Consider the following 554-nt stretch of genomic DNA (forward strand, 5'->3'; position numbering starts at 1 on the left):
AAACCGTGGGATTTTTCAGCAGCCTGTTAATTGACGACGCTGGTACGTAGGTGAGCATATCGCCCTCGATGCTGTGCCGTATCTCTGTTCGATCGACCCAGTCGCCGCCAGCCGGCCTTTCGGCTGTCACATAGAACGCGATGCTTCCATCAAGTCCGTAAACGCAAGAGGCAGAAGGCGCTCCGACAAATGGCCGAGTATCTTCGCACATCAAAGTCCTTCCGTTATCTAAATCGACTACGATTTGCGTTGGCGAGATATCGGTTTCGGTAGCCGTAATCGAAAGCCATGCAGTTGGAATGTCATCCGTCCAGCTAACGTTTAGCTCGCGCAATACCATTCTGCTCCAGCGCATCCCGCGCCAGCGCCACAAAGCCCCAATTGATACGGTTACTGCTAACGCCGCGACCGGTCGCCAGACTGGATGTTTCCAATCGTTCAATATTTCTGGTGCTTCCGGTGCCCAGAGCATAACCGCAGTTGCCGCCATACCAAAAGCGATGGAGCGAAAAATCACTTCTGAAGGTGGGCACTTCCAATAACCCCTCGACATA

At 53.1% G+C, this 554-nt stretch carries 2 protein-coding genes; both read right to left on the reverse strand.

The features are described 5' to 3' along the window. The coding region (locus QU44_RS18815; RefSeq protein WP_231621803.1) for a hypothetical protein at positions 1-340 on the reverse strand (340 nt) is incomplete at its 3' end. Then, positions 315-554: hypothetical protein (locus tag QU44_RS18595; protein ID WP_197054382.1), on the reverse strand; the 240-nt coding region annotated here is incomplete at its 5' end. The genes QU44_RS18815 and QU44_RS18595, both read right to left, overlap by 26 nt.

The sequence above is a fragment of the Sphingomonas sp. 37zxx genome, from assembly GCF_000786205.1.
Taxonomy (GTDB): Bacteria; Pseudomonadota; Alphaproteobacteria; order Sphingomonadales; family Sphingomonadaceae; genus Sphingomonas.